Annotated in this window: 15 protein-coding genes and 1 pseudogene; 5 read left to right on the forward strand and 11 right to left on the reverse strand. The window is 66.1% G+C overall.

Features of this window, described 5'->3' with window-relative positions; genetic code table 11:
* From JQ633_RS13665 to JQ633_RS13680, 4 genes and pseudogenes are all read right to left on the reverse strand, one after another.
* Positions 1 to 152, reverse strand: a pseudogene (locus JQ633_RS13665) (protocatechuate 3,4-dioxygenase subunit beta); the annotation flags it as partial.
* Between the two features lie 57 nt (positions 153 to 209).
* Complete coding sequence (locus JQ633_RS13670; protein WP_211985566.1) at positions 210 to 749, reverse strand: DUF4863 family protein; 540 nt, start codon at positions 747 to 749, stop codon at positions 210 to 212.
* Positions 750 to 785: 36 nt separating this feature from the next.
* Positions 786 to 1,514: a nitroreductase gene (locus tag JQ633_RS13675; RefSeq protein WP_211985567.1), complete on the reverse strand. Its 729-nt coding sequence runs from the start codon at positions 1,512 to 1,514 to the stop codon at positions 786 to 788.
* Positions 1,490 to 2,719 (reverse strand): ABC transporter substrate-binding protein, encoded by a 1,230-nt coding sequence (locus JQ633_RS13680; RefSeq protein WP_211985568.1) that lies wholly within the window; start codon positions 2,717 to 2,719, stop codon positions 1,490 to 1,492. Before JQ633_RS13680 ends, JQ633_RS13675 begins: the two co-directional genes overlap by 25 nt.
* A gap of 229 nt (positions 2,720 to 2,948) precedes the next feature.
* Here JQ633_RS13680 and JQ633_RS13685 point away from each other — a divergent pair, with 229 nt between their 5' ends.
* Positions 2,949 to 3,926, forward strand: a complete 978-nt coding sequence (locus JQ633_RS13685; protein ID WP_211985569.1) for a LysR family transcriptional regulator — start codon at positions 2,949 to 2,951, stop codon at positions 3,924 to 3,926.
* Positions 3,927 to 4,007: 81 nt separating this feature from the next.
* Here JQ633_RS13685 and JQ633_RS13690 read toward each other — a convergent pair whose 3' ends face one another.
* Entirely contained in the window at positions 4,008 to 5,192 is a 1,185-nt protein-coding gene (locus JQ633_RS13690) for an ABC transporter substrate-binding protein (RefSeq protein WP_211985570.1), read from the reverse strand.
* Positions 5,193 to 5,405: 213 nt separating this feature from the next.
* Between JQ633_RS13690 and JQ633_RS13695 the strand changes: the two genes are divergently transcribed.
* The gene (locus JQ633_RS13695) at positions 5,406 to 5,999 is read left to right on the forward strand and encodes a MarR family winged helix-turn-helix transcriptional regulator (RefSeq protein ID WP_211985571.1); all 594 of its coding nucleotides are present in this window, start codon (positions 5,406 to 5,408) and stop codon (positions 5,997 to 5,999) included.
* A gap of 17 nt (positions 6,000 to 6,016) precedes the next feature.
* On the opposite strand, the gene JQ633_RS35200 is transcribed toward JQ633_RS13695, so the two are convergent.
* The 3 genes from JQ633_RS35200 to JQ633_RS13710 form a co-directional block, all read right to left on the reverse strand.
* On the reverse strand, positions 6,017 to 7,255 hold the full coding sequence (locus JQ633_RS35200) for an NAD(P)/FAD-dependent oxidoreductase (RefSeq protein ID WP_211985572.1): 1,239 nt from the start codon (positions 7,253 to 7,255) through the stop codon (positions 6,017 to 6,019).
* Positions 7,252 to 7,608 carry a non-heme iron oxygenase ferredoxin subunit gene (locus JQ633_RS13705; protein ID WP_211985573.1) on the reverse strand — a complete coding sequence of 119 codons (357 nt, stop codon included), beginning with the start codon at positions 7,606 to 7,608 and terminating at the stop codon, positions 7,252 to 7,254. The genes JQ633_RS35200 and JQ633_RS13705 overlap by 4 nt, the downstream gene beginning before the upstream one ends.
* A gap of 71 nt (positions 7,609 to 7,679) precedes the next feature.
* Positions 7,680 to 8,903 (reverse strand): Rieske 2Fe-2S domain-containing protein, encoded by a 1,224-nt coding sequence (locus JQ633_RS13710; protein WP_211985574.1) that lies wholly within the window; start codon positions 8,901 to 8,903, stop codon positions 7,680 to 7,682.
* Positions 8,904 to 9,005: 102 nt separating this feature from the next.
* Between JQ633_RS13710 and JQ633_RS13715 the strand changes: the two genes are divergently transcribed.
* Together JQ633_RS13715 and JQ633_RS13720 are read left to right on the forward strand one after the other, a co-directional pair.
* The gene (locus tag JQ633_RS13715; RefSeq protein WP_211985575.1) at positions 9,006 to 9,881 is read left to right on the forward strand and encodes an SDR family NAD(P)-dependent oxidoreductase; all 876 of its coding nucleotides are present in this window, start codon (positions 9,006 to 9,008) and stop codon (positions 9,879 to 9,881) included.
* A 14-nt stretch (positions 9,882 to 9,895) separates the two neighbouring features.
* Complete coding sequence (locus JQ633_RS13720) at positions 9,896 to 10,408, forward strand: cupin domain-containing protein (RefSeq protein WP_211985576.1); 513 nt, start codon at positions 9,896 to 9,898, stop codon at positions 10,406 to 10,408.
* A gap of 19 nt (positions 10,409 to 10,427) precedes the next feature.
* Here JQ633_RS13720 and pcaG read toward each other — a convergent pair whose 3' ends face one another.
* The 3 genes from pcaG to pcaF form a co-directional block, all read right to left on the reverse strand.
* On the reverse strand, positions 10,428 to 11,024 hold the full coding sequence (pcaG, locus tag JQ633_RS13725; protein WP_211985577.1) for a protocatechuate 3,4-dioxygenase subunit alpha: 597 nt from the start codon (positions 11,022 to 11,024) through the stop codon (positions 10,428 to 10,430).
* Complete coding sequence (pcaH, locus tag JQ633_RS13730) at positions 11,025 to 11,726, reverse strand: protocatechuate 3,4-dioxygenase subunit beta (protein ID WP_211985578.1); 702 nt, start codon at positions 11,724 to 11,726, stop codon at positions 11,025 to 11,027. It lies immediately after the preceding gene.
* A gap of 105 nt (positions 11,727 to 11,831) precedes the next feature.
* The gene (gene pcaF, locus JQ633_RS13735) at positions 11,832 to 13,040 is read right to left on the reverse strand and encodes a 3-oxoadipyl-CoA thiolase (RefSeq protein ID WP_211985579.1); all 1,209 of its coding nucleotides are present in this window, start codon (positions 13,038 to 13,040) and stop codon (positions 11,832 to 11,834) included.
* A 214-nt stretch (positions 13,041 to 13,254) separates the two neighbouring features.
* Here pcaF and mutS point away from each other — a divergent pair, with 214 nt between their 5' ends.
* The gene (gene mutS / locus JQ633_RS13740) at positions 13,255 to 15,981 is read left to right on the forward strand and encodes a DNA mismatch repair protein MutS (RefSeq protein ID WP_211985580.1); all 2,727 of its coding nucleotides are present in this window, start codon (positions 13,255 to 13,257) and stop codon (positions 15,979 to 15,981) included.
* The last annotated feature ends 81 nt before the right edge of the window (positions 15,982 to 16,062 follow it).

Here is a 16,062-nt window from a genome sequence, read left to right on the forward strand (position 1 = left end):
TCATGACCATAGACCGGGCCGGTGAGCTCGGAGAGCGAGTGCCGGATCGGGATCAGCGGCTTTTGCGGTGAGCGCTTCAGCGCGCTCCGGTACGCGGGAGACAGGCGCGCGGGATGAACCGCGTTCGAAGCGAGCGGATAGATCAACGTCATATGCCTTCTCCCGAAACGCTTATTACTCTCGCGCGCGCCTGCGACATCCGAAGAACCTCAGGCCGGCGCCTTGAAATCGTAGGAGATGCGCCCCGCCGGCAGATAGAACAGCGCGATCACCGCGCCGCCGCGCACCTCGGGATAGTGCCGGCTGCCGGGATCCGGCGCGGTCCAGCCCGGACCCTGCCAGCCCTGCAGTCCCTTCAGCTCGGCGCCCTTGTCGAGCGGCACGACGAGGTTGAGCTCGCCATAGGGATGGCCGTGATACTGCCCGCGCAGCACGTCGTGATCGTCCTCGTCCTTGAAGCGGCGCGGATCAGTGCTGTTCATGTATACGGCGGTGATGCTGAACTGGAACGTTTCGGCGACCGGCTCCAGGATACGGCTGCGCCGATAGTTCGGGCCCTCGACTTCCTGGTTCGCCGCCCAGCCCTCCTCGACCCCGGCTTTGATGAGGCGGGCGAGATCCTGATAGAGCGCGCTGTCTTCGCCGTAGGTCTGGTTGAGCCAACGCTCCATCGCCGCGCCCGGCGTCATGTCCTTGACCTCGCGCAGAAACGGAATGCTGCGTTCGATCAGTTGTTCCCGGCTTCCCATGGCTTTCTCCTTGTCCTTGTGCACCCGGCGGCGCGCCTAGTCTTCGAAACCCTTGAAGGAGGCGAACGCCTCCAGATCCGCGCGCGGCATCAGCCGCGCTTTCGGCTGCTCCCTCGGATGGCCCAGCGAAATCCCGCAGGCCACCATCTGCTCCGCGGGGATCGACAGCAGCGGACGCAGTATCCGGTGATACTTGGCGAAGGTTTCCTGCGGACAGGATTGCAGCCCGCGTCCCACCGCCGCCAGCATCACGTTCTGGATGAACATGCCGAGATCGAGCCAGCTGCCCACCGCGAGGCGACGATCGATGGTGACGATCAAACCGACCGATGCGCCGAAGAACGTGAAATTCTTCGCGGTCTGCCTGCTCCGCGCCGCGGTGTCACTTTGCGCGATGCCGAGCGAGTTGTAGTACAGTCGTCCGAACTCCTGGCGGCGGCCGAGATACGGTTCGGGGAATTCGCTGGCGTAGTACTGATATTCGGAGACGTGCTCGTTCGGCTCGCTCTCGAACGCCCGCAGAATAGCCGCCGACACTTCTGTCTTGGCTGCACCGGCGAGCACGTAGACGTGCCAGGGCTGGATGTTGGCGCCGCTCGGCGCGAACCGCGCCACGCGCAGGATTTGCTCGACGGTCGTACGCGAAACCGGCGTACCGGTGAATTCGCGGCAGGAGAGGCGGCGGGCCATCACCTCGTCGATCGGATTGCGCGTCACGTCGTGCGCTGCGCCGCGGTCGCTCATGACTTCTTCAAGAACGGACATCCGCCATCCTCCATCGGCTTGAAGGCTTCGTCGCCAGGGATCGTCGCGAGCAGCTCGTAATAGTCGAACTGGTATTTGGACTCGGCCGGCGACTTGACGCGGAACAGATACATGTCGCGCACCAGCCGGCCGTCCTGACGGATCTTGCCGTCGCGGGTCATGAAATCGTTCACCGGCAATTCGCGCATCTTGGCGGCGACGGTGGGCCCATCGAGCGTGCCCGCGGCTTCGACCGCCTTGAGATAGTGCATCACCGCGCCATAGGTGCCGGCATGGATCATGGTGGGCACCTTCTTGGTCTTCTCGATGAAACGCTTCGACCAGGCGCGCGTCTCATCGTTGAGGTCCCAGTAGAAGGCGGAGCTCAGCATCAGGCCCTGCGCACTCTGCAGACCGAGGCTGTGGATGTCGGCAATGAAGACGATCAGGCCGGCAAGCTTCTGCCCGCGCGTCACGCCGAACTCGCCTGCCTGCTTGACCGCGTTGATGAAGTCGCCGCCGGCATCGGCGAGCGCGATCACGTCCGCCTTGGAGGCTTGCGCCTGCAGCAGGAAGGACGAGAAATCGGGTGTGTTGATCGGGTGCTTCACCGCACCGACCACCTTGCCGCCGGTGGCGTCGATCACCTTGCGGCTGTCGGCCTCGAGCTGCAGCCCGAGCGAATAATCCGCCGACAGGAAGAACCACGACTTGGCGCCGAGCCGCGAGATCGCCTTGGTGGTCCCCTGCGCCAGCGCGTAGGTGTCGTAGGTCCAGTGGATGCCGGTCGGCGAGCACTCGTCTCCGGTCAGCCGCGAGGTCGCCGCGCCGGTGGCGAGGAAGAGCTTCTTCTTGTCCCGCGCGATGCCCTGTACGGCCAGCGCGACGGCCGAGTTCGGCACGTCGAGGATCGCCTCGACGTTCTCGTTCTCCAGCCAGCGCCGCGCGATCACCGAGCCGATGTCGGCCTTGTTCTGATGATCGCCCGCTACGATCTCGATGTTGCGCCCGAGCACCTTGCCCTTGAAATCGTCCACTGCCATCTGCGCGGCGACGACCGAGCCCTGGCCGCCATTGTCGGCATAGAGCGACGACATGTCGGTCAGCACCCCGAGCCGGACCGGCCCGTTCTGCGCCATCGCCGACGTTGCGGCCATCGCGACCGTCATCGCCAGTCCGAGCGATCTTCCCACGCCACTCTGTACCGACTTCACCCAGGCTTTCATGGTCTGTCTCCTCCCGACCAGGCTGCGGCAATCATGGCCGGAAAGTCGGGATACGGAAGTGAAACTATTGCAGAGTGATCCTGAAGCGGCTTCAGATTGCCGCCGGCGGGATACGGCGGCGCCGTCCGGACCATCCGGTCGGTTGCGTCCGCCAGCCGCCTGGCTTTAACTGCTCGTGATCGCAAGCCTCGGTCGAGGCGTGCGATCCGCCACTGACGGGACTTGCATCGTGTCGGTTTCCTTCAAGACATTGGATCTGAACCTGCTCAAGGTGTTCGACGCCGTGATGGAGGAGCGCAGTGTGCTGCGCGCCAGCCAAAAGGTGGCGCTGAGCCAGTCCGCCGTCAGCCATTCGCTGGCGCGGCTGCGCGAGATGCTTGATGACGAGTTGTTCGTGCGCACCGCGACCGGCATGCAGCCCACGGCGCGCGCCCTGACGATGGCGCCGCAGGTTCGCCAGGCGCTGCGCGCGCTGGAAGCCGCAGTCGAGCTGCCGACCTTCGCGCCTGCTGTCTCCACCAAGCCGTTCACACTCGCCGCAAACGACTTCACAACCATGGTGCTGGCGCCGCCGCTGCTGAAGATCCTGGGCCGCGAGGCGCCGTCGATCGATCTCACCATCAAGCCTGTGACGCGGATCGATCTCGCCGAGCAGATCGATCTCGGCCGTATCGACGTCGCCATCGGCGTGTTCTCGACCCCGCCGAGCCGCTTCCGCACCGCGCTGCTGTTCGAATATGACGACGTGCTGATCGTCGGCGGCAAACGCAAGCTCGGCCGGCTCGACAAGGCGAAGCTCGCGACCCTGCCGCTGGTCGTGGTGTCCTTCGGCGGCGAGCAGGAAGGAGCGATCGGCGGCTTCATCTCCGAGCGCGGGCTGGCCCGGCGTTCGGAGATGTACGACCGCCCCGCGCTCGAACGGGCGCTGTCCGAGAGCGACCATCCGCCGCGGATCGCGGTATCGCTGCCGCATTTCCTCGCGCTGCCCGCATTGCTGCTCGAGTCCGAGCTGGCGGCAATCGTCCCTCGGCCGCTGGCGCGCGCCTTCGAGCAGGCGCATGCGATCACGACCTATGAGCTGCCCTACACCACGACGCCCGTGGAGGTGCGGATGCTCTGGCACGAGCGGATCGAGGACGAGCCGTCGCATGAATGGCTGCACGAGGTGCTGCGCCGCGCCACCGAACAACTGAGGCGCGGGCGTTAGAGCATGGTCCGGAAAAGTGCGAAGCGGTTTTCCGAGGAAACCATGCTCCAGGAAAGGCCTGAAGCCCGGTGATGATTCGCGTCACCGCGCAGCCATCGTGCCGGACATCGGCACCCAGCGTTCGCCATCGAACCGTTGCGGCCGCAGCGAGGTGATCAGGCGATAATCATCCGGGCTGGTGTTGACGGTGATGCCCGGGATCAGGCCCGGAAGCGCGAGGTTCTTCAGCGCGGTGGCATGCTTCATGATGTTTTGCCGCGACAGATCATCACCGCAGGCCTCGAGCACCTTGGTCATCAGCACCGCGATGTTCCAGCCGGTGAAGTTGAGCTGGTCCTCGATGTCGCCGTCGGGATAGTACTTCTTCATGAACGCCAGCCATTCCAGATAGGCGGGATCGCTGGCCCATTCCGGATCGCCCACCGACTTGGTCGGCGTCGCCGAGATCGCGCCCCTGGCATTCTCGAGCCCGGCCGGCTTGAGGATCGTCGGCACGAAGTTGCTGCCGATCGGCAGGAACTGTTGCGCTTTCCAGCCGAGCTCACCCACCTTGCGGATCGCCTGCGAGGTGAACTTGCCGGTCGATGCATTGAGAAAGACGTTGGCGTTGGTGCTGGCCAGCGAGACGACCTGCGAATCCACCGTCGGCGAGGTCACCTCGTAAGGCGCGGCCGAGACGATCTCCGCCTTGGGATCGCGCCGCGCCAGCTCGGCCTTGAAGCTGCGGAGATATTCGCGGCCGTAATCATCGTTCTGGTACAGCACCGCGACGCGCGATCCCGGGGTATTCTCGGCAACCAGCCGGGCGTAGATTTCAGCCTCGGTGCTGAACAGCGTCATGCCCGCGATGGTGTATGGGCTGGTCTTCGGATCGGCGAAGCGGTCGCTGGCCGCGAAGACGAACAGCTGCGGGATCTTCTTGGCGTTGAGATATTTCTGGACCGCGGCGTTCTGCGCGGTTCCCATGCTGCCGAAGATCGCGACCGCCTCGTCACTCTCGATCAGCTTGCGCGTCTGCTCCACGGCCTTCGGCGGGCTGTAGCCGTCGTCGAGCGAGATCAGCTTGACCTTGCGGCCGTTGATGCCGCCGCGATCGTTGATCATCTGGAAATAGCGGGTCTGCACCTTGCCGACCGCGCTCAGCGCCGACGCCGGCCCGCTATACGGCATGGTCTGTCCGAGAACCAGTTCAGCGTCGGCCGCCCGGGCCGAACCGCAGGCCGCCAGTGCAGCCGCCAACACCAATGTCGCGCGAAGTCCGCGCATGCGCTCCTCCTCCATCTTTCTTACGTGGAATATTCTTCCTAGGAAGATATTTGTCAACCGTGCGCGTGGCGGCAATTGGCCGCTGTGCCGGGCGATGCACAGGCCTGGAGCGATACCAGGAACTTGCGGGGCGACACCTGAATCCGGCGGTGCTAGATTGCTGCGACGCATGATGCCGGCGCAATTGGCGGCGGCCAAGGGGACTGGACGGGAATGAAGAAGAGCAGCGTGTCTCGCCGCGCCGAGCCTGCGACCAGGCAGCCGCCACCGCCCGACAGCACCCTTTACGACGACATCGAGGCCGCCTGGCTCGCGCAGCGTCCCGACCTCGACCTTGCAGCCGCCTGCACATTGCTGCGGCTGGAGCGGGTCAACCAGCTTCACGAAATGCGCCTGCAGGAGATCTCGAAAGCGGTCGGCCTGCAGACCGGCGAGTTGTATGTGCTGCTGGCGCTGCGGCGCTCGGGCAAACCCTACGAGCTGCGTCCGACCGACCTGTTCCGCGCGCTGCTCGTCACCTCGGGCGCGATGACCAAGCGCGTGGCGCGGCTGCAGGAAGGCGGCTTCGTGCTGCGCGTCTCGGCCAGCGATGACGGCCGCTCCGAGCTGGTCCGCCTCACCGCCAAGGGTCTCGCGGCCGCCGACCGCGGCATAGCCGAGGTGGCAAAGGTCGTCGAGCGCACGATCGAAGCAAGCGGGCTGACCAAGGCGGAGATCGCCATGCTCGACCGCGGCCTGCGCAAGCTGCTGGCGGTGCGACCCGTGAAGGCAGCGAAGAAGTCCGGCCGCCTTGCAGCGGCGGATTAGCTGCGGCGCCTGCAAATCTACGCGACCGCCTTGTCACCCGCCTTCAGCAGCGCTCTGAGATCGCATGAGCTGTCCTCGACCTCTCCCGGTGCCGGCGAAATGCCCGCTGCGATCAGGCGCCGCGCCACCAGCTGGTCTCCCGGATTGTTGATGCTGTCGACGCCGACCAGCCTGCCCCGCCAGTAGCTGAACGCGGAGAACTTGCCGGCCTCGATCGAGCCACGGACCACGATCCGGTCGCTGCGCGCGGCGGGTCCGACGATCTGAAGCTTCAGATCATGCTGATCCGACCAGAATCGCGGCACACTGTCGTAAGGCTGATGGCGGCCGGCGATCGCAAGCCCGACGGCCTGTCCCTGGTCCTGGGCATGCTGAACCGACTCCAGCCTGATCCAGCCGCCGGCGAACCGGCTGAAGTGTGTGGTGCAGTCGCCGGCGGAGTAGACGCCCTCGCGTGCGGTTCGGCCGTGCTGATCCACCACGATGCCATTGGCGCATCCGAGACCGGCAGCGGCGGCAAGCTCATGGTTCGGGATGCCGCCGATGCCGACGACGACAAGGTCCGCGCCGAGACGGACGCCGCCGTCGAGTTCGACCGCCACCACGCGACTGCCATCACCGACGATGGCCGAAACAGATGCACCGAGCCGCACCGCGACGCCCGCTTGGGTGTGGATGTCGAGCAGGAAGCGTGACACCACCGGAGACACTGCCCGCTCCAGCAGCCGGGAGGCGGCCTCGATCACCGTCACACGTTTGCCGAGTTTGGCTGCCGAGGAAGCAACTTCGAGCCCTATGAAACCGCCGCCGATGATCACGATCTCGCCGGCCTCGCCGAGCCGCGCCTTGAGATCGGCCGCTTCGTCGAGCGATCGCAGATAGCAGACGCCGCCGAGTTCTGCGCCGCGAACCGCGATCGTCCGCGCGCGCGAGCCGGTGGCGATGACGAGGCGATCGAAGCCGAGTAGGGCGCCGTCTGCCAGCGCGAGCCGGCCGGCATGGCGATCAATCGCGACGACGCGGTGGCCCGCAAGCAGCTCGATCTGCTTGCTTGCGAACAAGGACTCGTCGTGCATGACGAGGCCTTGTGCGCCCATTTCGCCGAGCAGGAAGTCCTTTGAGAGCGGCGGCCTTTGGTATGGCAGCGACGTCTCGTCGGTGACCACGGTCACCGGTTCGGCATAGCCGGCGTCACGCGCGGTGAGTGCCGCCTGAATGCCGGCATAGGATGCGCCGATGACGACAAGGCCGCTCACGGCTTGACATCCACGCCGCCGTCACCGGCAGTTTGCAGGGCGGCGTCGCCGTCGAGCTCGACATGGACATCACCATCGCGGATCTCGACCTTGAACGCCTTGATGTCCCTGTAGGCGCTTGATTGGCATTTGCCGCTGCGAACATCGAACATCGCCCCGTGCAGCGGACATTCGATCACATGGCCTTCGAGAAACCCGGTCGACAGCAGCGCGAATGCATGCGAGCAGACGTCATCGGTTGCGAAGACGTCGTCGCCCACCTTGTAGAGCGCGACGCGCCGGTCGCCCACCTTGAAGCCCAACGGCTCTTCGTCCGACAGTTTCGCGACGGCGCACAGGCGGTGCCAGGTCATGGGACGTCTCCTCGATCAGAGCTGGGACATCGGCGCGGACAGGACGTCCGCGCCGTTCGCGTTCGATCCGGTCAGCGCGGAATCTGCCGCCAATCCTCGGCCGCGGAGCCGAGCCGGCCGCCGACGGCGCGGATGTCCTTGTAGGACATCGTCTCGCTCTGGCCGCTCTTCGGCGGCTTGCCGGCCATGAAGCCGCGCACCTCGTCGAGCAGCTGGCGGCGCACCCGGACGATCGCCTGGTCGGCCGAGCAGAGATATTCCTGCGAGCGATCGACGATCGGGCCCATCGAGACCATCACCACGAAATCCTCGATGACGATCTCGTGGAAACCGGTGCTGTTGCCGGCGTCCATGATCTGACGGTTCTGCCCCCAATTGTTGGTCTCATCGCCCGGCAGGCCGCCCGCCATCGGCCATTGATTGGCGCGCTGTACCTTGCGCCAGGAATCCACCGGCTTCTCGGGATTGTAGAAGATGTACCACTGGATCAGGTTCTCGTCGTCGATCGGCACCGCGATGATCGCAGTGCGATCCTGCTGCGGACCGGAGAAGATCGGCGCGATCAAGCCGTAATACGGCATCACGAACTCGGTGACGCGGGCGAGGCACGATCCGTCCGGCGCGGTGCGCAACGCGGCGGCACGGAAGCCGTAAGGCTTCTTCTCGAATTCATAGCCGACTTCGGTGTTGACCCGCGTCGCGCCGAAATCGGTCGACGAGGTCGCGGTCCAGCTCTGGTGCAGCAGCGCGACATGCGAGGAATCGATGGTCGCCTCGACGCCCTGCAGCCAGTTCGCCTTGAGCTCGATGCCGGCGGCGTAGACCTGGTCCGGCGGCAGATCCATCCATTCGAAGTCGGGCGCGGGCGGCGCTTCGCCCTCGCCGAGCCAGACCCAGATCAGCCCGGCGCCTTCCCGCGTCGGATAGGCTTTCGCCCGCACCGTCTTGGCGAACTCCTTCGGATTGTTCGGCTCGTTCGGAACATCAAGCACCGCACCATCGGTGCGGATCTTCCAGCCATGGAACAGGCAGGTCAGCGAACAGTCATCGACGCGCGCCAGCGCCAGCGAGGCGCCGCGGTGTGGACAGGCCTCGTCGAGGAAGCCCACGGTGCCGTCCTTGCCGCGGAACGCCACGAAGTTGCGGCCGAACAGCTTGACCCGCACCGGCGCCTCGCCCTTGCGCACGCGCACCGAGAGCACTGCCGGCAGCCAGTAATGCTGGCGCAGCATCCGTCCCATCGGCGCATCACCCGTGACGCGGCACAGCAATTCGTTCTCTTCCCTCGTGACCATCGCGAACCTCCCTGGTTGACGCCTCCGGCGTTCTCGGCCTAATATCTTCCTAGGAAGATTATTGTCAAGATATCTTCCAAAGAAGTCATATCGGGGAATCGCATGACCAAGGGACGGCTCGGGGACTGCATCGCATTGGTGACGGGAGGAAGCCGAGGGGTCGGCAAGGGCGTGGCCATCGGCCTCGCCGAAGCCGGCGCGACCGTGATCGTCACGGCGCGCACGCGAAACAGCGGTGGATCGGAATGGCCGGGCTCGCTCGACGAGACCATCGCCGAGATCGACGCGGCCGGCGGCCGCGGCATCGGCTTGCTGTGCGATCATTCCGACGATGCGTCGGTGCGCGAGGTGTTCGACCTCGTGCGGCGCGACCACGGCCGCCTCGACGTGCTCGTCAACAACGTGTTCGCGGCGCCGAACGTGATGCCGGTCAACGTGCCGTTCTGGCAGGTGCCGGCTTCGCTGTGGGACACCATGCACCGCGTCGGCTTGCGCTCGCATTTCGTCGCCAGCCAGTTCGCCGTGCCGCTGATGCTGCCGCAAGGGCGCGGCCTGATCGTCAACACATCCTCCGGCGGCGGCGTCCGCTACACGTTCAACGTTCCGTTCGGCGTGCAGAAATCGGGCGTCGACCGGATGGCGCGCGACATGGCGCATGAGCTGAAGCCGTTCGGCATCGCCGCGGTCTCGATCTGGCCCGGCTACATCAAGAGCGAGAAGCTTGCGGCGCAGCCGGACCGCGTGCCGCCGGCGCTCGCCAAGCTGATTGCCGAGCGCGGCGAGACGCCGCTGTTCGCCGGACGCGCGGTCGCCGCGCTCGCCGCCGATCCCGGCGTGATGGCCAAGAGCGGCCAGATCCTGCTCGCCTCGGAGCTGGCCGCCGAATACGGCTTCACCGATGTCGACGGCAAGGTGCCGCCGCCGCCGAGCCGCGATCCCGCGCCGCTGTCCGTGTTCAAGCCAAGCGTCACGACCTGAGAGAGGAGAAACCCATGAGGATCGCAATCCGAACCCTGACGCCGTTCGCCCAGCAGGACTGGCACCGGTTGTCGCTGGCCGTCGTCACCGGCTTCGCCTGCGCGGTCGGGATCGCAAAAACCCTCACCCTGGCGATGAGCGCGACGGCGGCATTCCCAGCGCCGCTGTGCGCGGAAATGTCGTCATCGGGCACGTCGCTCAACAAGGTCGAGGTGATCTCCTCGCACGCGCTGCCGAATGTGCCGGGCAAGCGCGTCACGGTGGTGCGCGTCAGCTACGGACCGGGTGGCTTCACGCCGCCGCACCGGCACGGCGGCTCGGTGACCGCCTACATCACGAAAGGTGAGGTCCGCTCGCAGCTGAGCGGCGGCCCGCTCGAGACGTTCGTGGTCGGACAGTCGTTCTTCGAGCCGCCCGGCGCGACGCATCTCGTGTCTGCCAATGCAAGCAACACCGAGCCGGCCGAACTGATCGCGGTCTTCGTCGCCGACGAGGGGGCGGAATTGACCACCCTCCTCAGCAAGTAGACCGGCCGACCGCTACGCGTCAGACGTCGAAGAACACGGTTTCGTCGTCGCCCTGCAGGCGGATGTCGAGCGTGTAGACGTTGCCCGCGCCCTTGTTCGCGATCAGCGTCGCGCGGCGATCGGCCGGCACTTGCGCCAGCACCGGATCTCCGGCGTTGCCGGCTTCGTCGTCGAAATAGATCCGCGTGTAGAGATGCAAGAGCATGCCGCGCGCGAATACCGCGAGCAGGATGTGCGGCGCCTGCGGCTTGCCGTCGGGATCGGGCACCGGGCCCGGCTTGATGGTGTCGAAGGCGAAGCCGCCGGTCCTGTCGGTGCCGCAGCGGCCAAAACCCTTGAAGGACGAGTTCGGCAGCGCCCGCTTGTCCTGCGGATCGGAGAAGCGGCCTTGGCTATCGGCCTGCCAGATCTCCAGCATGCAGTCCACGACGACAGCACCATCGCCGTCATAGACCTTGCCCTCGACGCGGATGCGCTCGCCTGAGACATCAGGTGTCAGCAAATTGCCGGTGAAGGCGTCGTTCCATTCGTACTCGCCGTTCGGCGTCAGGCCGTACTTGAAGTAAGGACCGACGGTTTGCGATGGGGTGACCCCATCAGGACGCTGGTTCGACACTTACTTTGTCTCCATCGGCGTGGCGTTGCGGCCGCGCAGCACGATATCGAAGCGATAGCACAGCGCCCATTCCGGCTGTGTGTTCTCGAGATCGAACGAGGACACCATCCGCATCCGCGCCTTCTCATCCGTCACCGCGTTGAAGATCGGGTCGAACGGGAACAGCGGGTCACCAGGGAAATACATCTGCGTGACCAGACGCGAGATGAAGGAGTGCCCGAACACCGAGAAGTGGATGTGTGCGGGACGCCAGGCGTTCTGATGATTGCCCCACGGATAGGCGCCCGGCTTGATGGTGATGAACTTGTAGTAGCCGGCTGCATCCGATTGCGTACGGCCGGCGCCCGTAAAGTTCGGATCGAGCGGCGCGGGATGCTGGTCGACGACGTGGACGTAGCGGCCGCAGGCATTGGCTTGCCACAGTTCGACCAGCGTGTTCGGCACGCCGCGGCCGTCCTCGTCGCGCACATGGCCGTGCACGATGATGCGCTCGCCGAGCGGCTCGCCCTTGGCCTGGATGGTGAGGTCGTTGTCGTGCTCGCGCACGGTCTCATGACCATAGACCGGGCCGGTGAGCTCGGAGAGCGAGTGCCGGATCGGGATCAGCGGCTTTTGCGGTGAGCGCTTGAGGGTTGAGCGGTAGTTCGGCGACAAACGCGCCGGATGCGCCGCGAGCGATTGCAGCGGGTACAGCAGGGTCATGGCGAATTTCCTCCGCGACCCACACGCCGGTAGGCCGACCACTGACCATTATAGGACATAACCAATCCGGGGAAGGGCTGTTTTCAGCCCTTCCAAGCCATTGGCTTAGCTCAACTTTTCGATCGCGACCGCAACGCCCTGGCCGACCCCGACGCACATGGTTGCCAAGGCAAGCTTCCCGCCTCGCTTCTCCATGCCGTGCACGGCGGTCAGCACCAACCGCGCGCCGCTCATGCCGAGCGGATGACCGAGCGCAATCGCGCCGCCATGCGGATTGACGAAATCGGAGTCTTCCTTGACGCCGAGCTGACGCAGGCAGGCGATGCCCTGCGAGGCGAAAGCCTCGTTAAGCTCGATCAGATCGAAGTCCGACACCTTGATGCCGAGCCGCTCGACCAGTTTCTTCGTCGCCGGCACCGGACCGATGCCCATGATGCGCGGCGGCACCGCGGCCGAGGCGAGGCCGAGAATCTTCGCGCGCGGCGTCAGGCCGTGCTTCTTCACCGCGGCTTCGGAAGCGAGGATCATCGCCGCGGCACCGTCATTGACGCCGGACGCGTTGCCCGCGGTCACCGTGCCGGGATTGCGTACGATCGGCTTCAGTTTCGCCAATCCTTCCAGCGTGGTCTCCGGACGCGGATGCTCGTCCTTGTCGACGGTGATCGGGCCCGCCTTGCCGCCGGGCACCTGAACCGGAACGATCTCCTCGGCGAAATAACCCGATGCGATCGCCGCGCCCGCGCGCTGCTGCGAGCGGATCGCCATCGCGTCCTGATCGGCGCGCGAGACCTGGAATTCCTCGGCGACGTTCTCGCCGGTCTCCGGCATCGCGTCGACTCCGTACTGCGCCTTCATCAGCGGATTGATGAAGCGCCAGCCGATCGTGGTGTCGAAGATGTCAGCCGAGCGCGCGAAGGCTTCCGGCGCCTTGCCCATCACGAACGGCGCGCGCGTCATCGATTCGACGCCGCCCGCGATCGCGAAATCGATCTCGCCGGCGCGGATGGCGCGGCCTGCGGCGCCGACCGCATCGAGGCCGGAGGCGCAGAGACGGTTCAGCGTCTGGCCGGGAACCGACTCGGGCATGCCGGCGAGCAGCAGCGCCATGCGCGCGACGTTGCGATTGTCTTCGCCGGCCTGGTTGGCGCAGCCGAAATAGACCTCGTCGACCTGCGACCAGTCGAGGCCGGGGTGCTTGGCCATCAGCGCCTTGATCGGGGCGGCGGCGAGGTCGTCGGCGCGCACCTTGGCGAGCGAGCCACCAAAACGGCCGATCGGAGTCCGGACGGCATCGCAAATATAGACATCACGCATTGAATCTCTCCCTGAATGCCGTGGTTTAGGCGCTGGATAGGCTGGAACTTGAGGGCAGTTTTAGGAGCGTGCCCGCGGCAGGTCAATTGACGCCGCTGCGGGCCATCAGCGCATTCCCGTGAGGGCTGTCATATTGTACGGCCGTGGAGAGGGTGGAAAACCCCGTCTTCTCGGATAGGACCGCACGGCGAAATTCGCTAGTTTCCGCTCCCTCATGACAGTTCAACAGCCCATCCCCGTTCCGCCCGAGCCTGCGCCCGCTGAAGTGTCGTCGCGCGTCACGCCGATGATGGAACAGTATCTGGAGATCAAGTCCGCGCATCCGGGCCTGTTGCTGTTCTACCGGATGGGCGATTTCTACGAGCTGTTCTTCGAGGACGCCGAGATCGCCTCCAAGACGCTCGGCATCGTGCTGACAAAACGCGGCAAGCATCAGGGCATGGATATCCCGATGTGCGGCGTGCCGGTCGAACGCTCCGAGGATTATCTTCACCGTCTGATCGGCGCCGGCCACCGCGTCGCGGTGTGCGAGCAGACCGAAAATCCCGCCGAGGCCAAGGCGCGCGGCAACAAGAGCGTGGTCCGCCGCGGTGTGGTGCGGCTGGTGACGCCGGGCACGCTGACCGAAGACACGCTGCTCGATGCCCGCACCAACAATTACCTGATCGCGATCGCCCGCGCGCGCGGCTCGGCCGGCGCCGACCGGCTCGGGCTCGCATGGATCGACATCTCGACCTCCGAATTCATGGTGACGGAATGCGCCACCGCGGAGCTTGCCGCGACGCTGGCGCGCATCAATCCGAACGAGGCGATCGTCACCGATGCGCTGTACAGCGACAGCGAGCTCGCACCGACCTTACGCGAATTGCCGTCGGTGACGCCGCTGACGCGCGACGTGTTCGACGGCGCCACCGCCGAGCGGCGGCTGTGCGACTATTTCGCGGTCGCGACGATGGACGGCCTCTCCGCGATGTCGCGGCTGGAGGCAACGGCGGCGGCCGCGGCCGTCACCTATATCGACCGCACCCAGGTCGGCAAGCGTCCGCCGCTGTCGCCGCCGGCGCGCGAAGCTGCCGGCACCACGATGGCGATCGATCCGGCGACCCGCGCCAACCTCGAACTGACGCGCACGCTCGCGGGCGAACGCCGCGGCTCGCTGCTCGATGCGATCGACTGCACCGTCACCGCGGCCGGCTCGCGCCTGCTGGCGCAGCGCCTTGCCGCGCCGCTCACCGATGTGGCCGTGATCGCGCGGCGGCTCGATGCCGTCTCGGCCTTCGTCGCTGACAGCGCTGCGCGCGAGGATCTGCGCACCGTGCTGCGCGCAGCGCCCGACATGTCGCGCGCGCTGGCGCGGCTGTCGGTCGGCCGCGGCGGTCCGCGCGATCTCGCCAGCCTGCGCGACGGCCTGCTTGCCGCCGACCAGGCGCTGGAGCTACTCGCGCAACTCGACAGCCCACCCGCTGAAGTCGCGGCCGTGATGGCGGCGCTGCGCCGTCCCTCGCGCGACCTTGCGCAGGAATTCTCCCGCGCTTTGGGCGAGCAATTGCCGCTGATCAAGCGCGACGGCGGCTTCATCCGCGAGGGCTATGAGGCCGCGCTCGACGAGAGCCGCAACCTGCGCGACGCCTCGCGCCTCGTCGTCGCCGCGATGCAGGCGCGCTATGCCGAGGACACCGGCATCAAGACGCTGAAGATCCGGCACAACAACGTGCTCGGCTATTTCGTCGAGGTCACCGCGCAGCACGGCGACAAGCTGTTCGCGCCGCCGCTGAATGCGACCTTCATCCATCGCCAGACGCTGGCCGGGCAGGTTCGCTTCACCACGTCGGAGCTCGGCGAGACCGAGGCCAAGATCGCCAATGCCGGCGATCGCGCGCTCAATCTCGAACTCGAGATCTTCGAGCGACTTAGCGCGATGGCGCTCGCCGCCAGCGACGATCTGCGTGGCGCCGCGCATGCATTCGCGATGCTCGACGTCGCGACCGCATTGGCAAAACTTGCGATCGACGACAATTACGTGCGGCCCGAGGTCGACGGCTCGCTCGGCTTTGCGATCGAGGGCGGCCGCCATCCGGTGGTCGAGCAGGCGCTGAAGCGCGACGGTCAGCCGTTCATCGCCAATGCCTGCGATCTCTCTCCGGCCCCAGCACAGAAGTCCGGCCAGCTCTGGCTGATCACCGGTCCGAACATGGCCGGTAAATCGACCTTCCTGCGCCAGAACGCGCTGATCGCACTTCTTGCTCAGATTGGAAGCTACGTGCCGGCGTCGCGAGCGCGGCTCGGCATCGTCGACCGCCTGTTCTCGCGCGTCGGCGCCGCCGATGATCTCGCGCGCGGACGCTCGACTTTCATGGTCGAGATGGTCGAGACCGCAGTGATCCTGAACCAGGCCAGCGAGCGGTCGCTGGTGATCCTCGACGAGATCGGCCGCGGCACCGCGACCTTCGACGGCCTCTCGATCGCCTGGGCCGCGATCGAGCATCTGCACGAGAGCAACCGTTGCCGCACGCTGTTCGCCACGCACTACCATGAACTGACCGCGCTCTCCGCAAAGCTGCCGCGGATGTTCAACGCCACGGTGCGGGTCAAGGAATGGCAGGGCGACGTCGTGTTCCTGCACGAGGTGCTGCCGGGCTCCGCCGATCGTTCCTACGGCATCCAGGTCGCCAAGCTCGCCGGCCTGCCGCCCGCGGTGATCACGCGTGCGAAGTCGGTGCTGGCGAAACTCGAGGCACAGGACCGCGGCCAGACCGCGCGCGCCTTGGTCGACGATTTGCCGCTGTTCGCCGTCCCCTCCCGCGCCGCCACCGAGGACAAGCCGCCGAGCGAAGCGGATCTGCTGGTGGAAGCGGTGAAGGCGCTGCATCCCGACGAGATGTCGCCGCGCGAGGCGCTGGACGCGCTGTATGCATTGAGGGCGAAGCTGCCGAAGCAGTGACAGACCTGTAGCCCGGATGCAGCGAAGCGAAATCCGGGACGGTCTCGCCCGTTGCACAACTGGCCCCGGATTACGCTTCGC

Origin of the sequence: Bradyrhizobium tropiciagri, from assembly GCF_018130505.1 — a bacterium.
In the GTDB taxonomy this organism is placed as follows: Bacteria; Pseudomonadota; Alphaproteobacteria; order Rhizobiales; family Xanthobacteraceae; genus Bradyrhizobium; species Bradyrhizobium tropiciagri_B.

Bases quoted from the DNA above. Each gene is read 5' to 3' on its own strand.
- JQ633_RS13670 (WP_211985566.1), bottom strand. From the start codon at position 749: ATGGGAAGCCGGGAACAACTGATCGAACGCAGCATTCCGTTTCTGCGC.
- JQ633_RS13675 (WP_211985567.1), bottom strand. From the start codon at position 1,514: ATGTCCGTTCTTGAAGAAGTCATGAGCGACCGCGGCGCAGCGCACGAC.
- JQ633_RS13680 (WP_211985568.1), bottom strand. From the start codon at position 2,719: ATGAAAGCCTGGGTGAAGTCGGTACAGAGTGGCGTGGGAAGATCGCTC.
- JQ633_RS13690 (WP_211985570.1), bottom strand. From the start codon at position 5,192: ATGCGCGGACTTCGCGCGACATTGGTGTTGGCGGCTGCACTGGCGGCC.
- JQ633_RS13695 (WP_211985571.1), top strand. From the start codon at position 5,406: ATGAAGAAGAGCAGCGTGTCTCGCCGCGCCGAGCCTGCGACCAGGCAG.
- JQ633_RS13705 (WP_211985573.1), bottom strand. From the start codon at position 7,608: ATGACCTGGCACCGCCTGTGCGCCGTCGCGAAACTGTCGGACGAAGAG.
- JQ633_RS13710 (WP_211985574.1), bottom strand. From the start codon at position 8,903: ATGGTCACGAGGGAAGAGAACGAATTGCTGTGCCGCGTCACGGGTGAT.
- JQ633_RS13715 (WP_211985575.1), top strand. From the start codon at position 9,006: ATGACCAAGGGACGGCTCGGGGACTGCATCGCATTGGTGACGGGAGGA.
- JQ633_RS13720 (WP_211985576.1), top strand. From the start codon at position 9,896: ATGAGGATCGCAATCCGAACCCTGACGCCGTTCGCCCAGCAGGACTGG.
- pcaH (WP_211985578.1), bottom strand. From the start codon at position 11,726: ATGACCCTGCTGTACCCGCTGCAATCGCTCGCGGCGCATCCGGCGCGT.
- pcaF (WP_211985579.1), bottom strand. From the start codon at position 13,040: ATGCGTGATGTCTATATTTGCGATGCCGTCCGGACTCCGATCGGCCGT.
- mutS (WP_211985580.1), top strand. From the start codon at position 13,255: ATGACAGTTCAACAGCCCATCCCCGTTCCGCCCGAGCCTGCGCCCGCT.